Genomic DNA, 3,896 nt, shown 5'->3' with positions numbered 1-3,896 from the left:
GGCCCTTCGGCATTCCACGCGGCGGCACCCCTCCTCGTCTAAGAGGACTCTCATCCCCGTGCGTCGACAGCCGTGAGCGGATGCGGCACTGTGAGAGCATGACCCGGTTCAACACCGTGCTGGCCGCACTCGCCGCACTGCTCCTTCTCGGAGCAGGCGTGCTGCTGGCCGCGCGGCTGGCCGGCACCGGCACCGGATCCGCTCCGGATCTCAGCCCGGTCGAGATCGTGCCCTCACCGGCGGCCACCTCGACCGCGGACCCCTCCGCGGAGGCGACGGAGCCTCCGACGGACGGGGCGGACACCGCGCCGGCGGAGGACCGGCCCGAGGACCGCTTCCAACCGGCGCCGCCCAAGCTCTACGAGCTCGACGACGATGACACGGACGGCACGGACGACGCAGACACGGACGGCGACTCGGACTCCGAGGACGGGGACTCCGACGATGATGACGACGGGGACGACGATGACGACGACTGAGCGACGACGGACACGGTTCTCCGTCGCGCAGCGGATCACCGCCGGGGTCACCCTCATGACGGTCGCGGTGCTCAGCCTCGTCGGCATCGTCCTCTACACCGTGGAGTCAGCGGCCCTCGAGCGCCGTATCACCGAGGAGCTCCGGCAGGAGATCGCCGAGTTCCGCGGCCTCGCGGAATCCGGGATCGATCCGGACACGGGCGAGGCCTTCGAATCCGTGGACCGCCTCCTGCGGCTCTTCCTCGAGCGGAACGAACCGGCGAGTGCGGAGACCCTCTTCGGCTTCACCACCGAGGGCACCGTCCTCTACCAGGGCGGCGCGGACCCGCTGCTGCGCGAGACCCCGCAGTTCGTGGACCGCATCGAGGGCATGCTCGCGGCCGGCGGATCGGCCTCGGAGACGATCAACGGGGTGGAGTACCGCTTCGCCGTCCTGCCTCTCACCGCAGGCGGCGCGCAGGCGGGCTTCGTCGTCGTCCACAACATCACCGCGGCACGCTCGGGACTGCAGGCGCTCATGGGGACCTACGCCCTGTCCGCGATCATCGCCACGGTGCTCGTGACCGCCTCCTCGTCCTTCATCGCCCAGCGTCTCCTCCAGCCGGTGACGGAGCTGCGCACGGCGGCACAGTCCATCTCCGGCGGCAGGCTCGACCGGAGGCTGGAGGCCAGCGGGAACGACGACCTCGCGGAGCTGGTCCGCGCCTTCAACGCCATGCTCGACCGGCTGGAGTCCGCGTTCGAGACGCAGCGGCAGTTCCTCGACGACGCGGGTCACGAGCTGCGGACGCCGCTCACCGTCCTCCGCGGTCATTTGGAGGTCCTCGATCCCACGGATGTCGACGACGTCGAGGACACCCGGGTGCTCCTGCTGGACGAGATCGCACGGATGTCCCGGCTCGTCGACGACCTCCTGCTCCTGGCCAAGGCCCGCCGGCCGGACTTCCTGAGGCTCGAGGACGTAGAGGTGGGCGAGCTGCTGGCCGAGGTGGGGGCGAAGGCCTCCGCTCTCGCGAACCGCGCCTGGGCGGTCGATCCTCCACCGGCGACCGTCGTCCTCCGGGCCGATCCGCAGCGGCTCACCCAGGCACTGCTCCAGCTCGCGGACAATGCCGTCCGCCACACCGTTCCCGGGGACGCCGTCCGGTTCGGTGCGGATCTCGCGGAGGAGGCGGTGGAACTCTGGGTCGCGGACACCGGCCCGGGTGTGCCCGCCGAACAGCGCGAGGCCATCTTCGAGAGGTTCACCCGTGCCCGGCAGGAGGACCCGTCCGCCGGAGAGGACCTGGGCGCAGGGCTGGGTCTGGCGATCGTCACTGCCATCGCCCGGTCCCACGGCGGCACCGTCACCGTGGACGCCTCCGGCCCCGGAGCCACCTTCCGCCTGCATCTGCCGTACCGTTCCCGAGGAGAGACATGAGCCGGATCCTGATCGTCGAGGACGAGGAGCGCATCTCCTCCTTCATCGCCAAGGGGCTGCGCGCGGCGGGCTTCGCTCCCACCGTCGTGGCGGACGGCCACACCGGCCGCGACTATGCGCTCACCGGCGATTTCGAGCTCGTCGTCCTCGACCTGGGCCTGCCGGGGATGAACGGCTTCGAGATCCTGGAGGAGGTGCGCGAGCAGCGCGGGGACCTGCCCGTCCTCGTGCTCACCGCCAGCGACTCCGGCAGTGACACAGTGTCCGCACTGGAGGGCGGTGCGGCCGACTACATGGTCAAGCCCTTCCACTTCGCAGAGCTCCTGGCGCGCATCCGCCTGCGTCTGCGCACCCCCGCAGTCCGGCCGTCCGAGTCCCCGCTCACCGAGCTGAGGGTGGGCGAGGTGCGTCTCGACCTGCGGCGCCGGCGAGCCTTCGTCGGCGACCGCGAGGTGGAGCTCTCCGCCCGCGAACTCACGCTGGCGGAAGTGCTCATGGAGCACCGGGGGCGGGTGCTCTCCCGGGCTCAGCTGCTCTCCCACGTATGGGGCTACGACTTCGATCCGGGGTCCAACGTCGTCGACGTCTACGTGGGCTATCTGCGCCGCAAGCTGGGCGCGGACTTCATCCGGACGGTGCGCGGGGTGGGCTACCGCGTGGACTGACAGTCCCGCCGGCGCGAACACGACGTGCCGCCTCAGCACGGCCGAAGCCCCAACCAGCGGCCCGAACCCCGCTGCGAACATGTCGCTCACGGACCTGACAGCCCAGGGCGGAGAGCCGCGCCCATGCATCGAGGAGCCCGCACCGGGACTGTGCGGGCTCCTCATTCACCGCGCGTCCTGAACCTCCGCAGACATGGACCCGCCGTCTGCCGGCTCAGAATGCGGCGATCACTCCTGACCGGCGGCGTCCTCGGCAGGCTGCTCCCCGCCCTCGGCGGGCTGACCCGTCGCCGGGTCGATGCCCTCCGCGCGGAGGGCGTCCTCGAGGGCGCCGCGCAGCTTCTCCTGCGCCTCGCCGTATGCCGCGAAGTCGCCGTTGGACAGTGCCTCGTCGGCCTCGGACATGGCGTCCTGCGCGCGGTCGAGCGCGTCCTGCATCTCCGGCGTCTCACCGCCGGAGCCGGAGCCCTCCGGACCGGCACCGCCGGCCTCGCCGGACTCCGTGCCGTCGGCCGCGTCGGAATCGCCCGCGGTCACGCCGGAGTCGCCGCCGAACACCTGGTCCAGCGCCTCGTCGAGCGTCGGGGCGAACCCGATCTGCTCGCCGAAGGCCACCAGCACGCGCTGCAGCACCGGGTAGGAGGTCTCCCCCGCGGAGCGGACGTAGACGGGCTGCACGTAGAGCAGACCGCCGGCCACCGGCAGCGTGAGCAGGTTGCCGTTCTCCACCTGGGACTCGCCCTGACGCAGCAGGTTGAGGCTCGTCTGGATCTCCGGCTCGGTGTTGAAGTTGTTCTGCGCCTGACCGGGGCCGGGGAACGTGGTGTTCCTCGGCAGCTGCAGGAGCCGGAGGCGACCGTACTCCTCCGAGACCGCGCCCGGTTCGGATCCCGCGTCCGCGTTCGCGGCGAGGAAGCCGGTGAGGTTGTTCCTCGTCTGTCCCTCGATGGGGCGCGGGATGAACGACGAGGTCAGCGAGAACGCCGGATCCTCCTGCCCCGGCATCTGGAGGGTGAGGAAGTACGGCGGCTGCACCGCGCCGTTCGCCTGGTCCAGCGTGGGATCCACGGGAAGCGTCCAGAAGTCCTGACCCGAGTAGTACTCGGCGGCGTTCGAGACGTGGTACCGCGTGAGCAGCGAGCGCTGGACCTTGAACAGGTCCTCGGGGTAGCGGACGTGGCTCATGAGGTCGCCGGACATCTCCGAGACCGGCTGGATGAGGTCCGGGAAGACCTTCTTCCACGCCTGGAGAACCGGGTCGTTCTCGTCCCACTCGTAGAAGTCCACGGAGCCGTCGTCGGCGTCCACCGTGATCTTCACGGAGTTGCGGAT

4 protein-coding genes are annotated in these 3,896 nt (G+C 70.6%); 3 read left to right on the top strand and 1 reads right to left on the bottom strand.

Annotated features, from left to right (window positions below; translation table 11 throughout):
• Nucleotides 1–98: 98 nt before the first annotated feature.
• From Q0A33_RS03990 to Q0A33_RS03980, 3 genes are read left to right on the top strand one after another with little or no spacing between them, the layout of a single operon-like run.
• Nucleotides 99–479 (top strand): hypothetical protein, encoded by a 381-nt coding sequence (locus Q0A33_RS03990; protein ID WP_291793450.1) that lies wholly within the window; start codon nucleotides 99–101, stop codon nucleotides 477–479.
• Entirely contained in the window at nucleotides 466–1,899 is a 1,434-nt protein-coding gene (locus Q0A33_RS03985) for an ATP-binding protein (protein ID WP_291793447.1), read from the top strand. Before Q0A33_RS03990 ends, Q0A33_RS03985 begins: the two co-directional genes overlap by 14 nt.
• Nucleotides 1,896–2,564 carry a response regulator transcription factor gene (locus Q0A33_RS03980; protein WP_291793444.1) on the top strand — a complete coding sequence of 223 codons (669 nt, stop codon included), beginning with the start codon at nucleotides 1,896–1,898 and terminating at the stop codon, nucleotides 2,562–2,564. The genes Q0A33_RS03985 and Q0A33_RS03980 overlap by 4 nt, the downstream gene beginning before the upstream one ends.
• A 228-nt stretch (nucleotides 2,565–2,792) precedes the next feature.
• Here the strand turns inward: Q0A33_RS03980 and Q0A33_RS03975 are convergent.
• Nucleotides 2,793–3,896, bottom strand: a 1,104-nt coding sequence (locus tag Q0A33_RS03975) for a UPF0182 family protein (RefSeq protein ID WP_291793440.1), incomplete at its 5' end; no start/stop codon positions are given.

This window comes from Brevibacterium sp. (genome assembly GCF_022712115.1).
Classification (GTDB): Bacteria; Actinomycetota; Actinomycetes; order Actinomycetales; family Brevibacteriaceae; genus Brevibacterium; species Brevibacterium salitolerans.
The sequence above is the reverse complement of the archived record's forward strand: the minus strand, read 5'-3'. Positions and strand labels throughout refer to the sequence as shown.

Bases quoted from the DNA above. Each gene is read 5' to 3' on its own strand.
- Q0A33_RS03990 (WP_291793450.1), top strand. From the start codon at position 99: ATGACCCGGTTCAACACCGTGCTGGCCGCACTCGCCGCACTGCTCCTT.
- Q0A33_RS03985 (WP_291793447.1), top strand. From the start codon at position 466: ATGACGACGACTGAGCGACGACGGACACGGTTCTCCGTCGCGCAGCGG.
- Q0A33_RS03980 (WP_291793444.1), top strand. From the start codon at position 1,896: ATGAGCCGGATCCTGATCGTCGAGGACGAGGAGCGCATCTCCTCCTTC.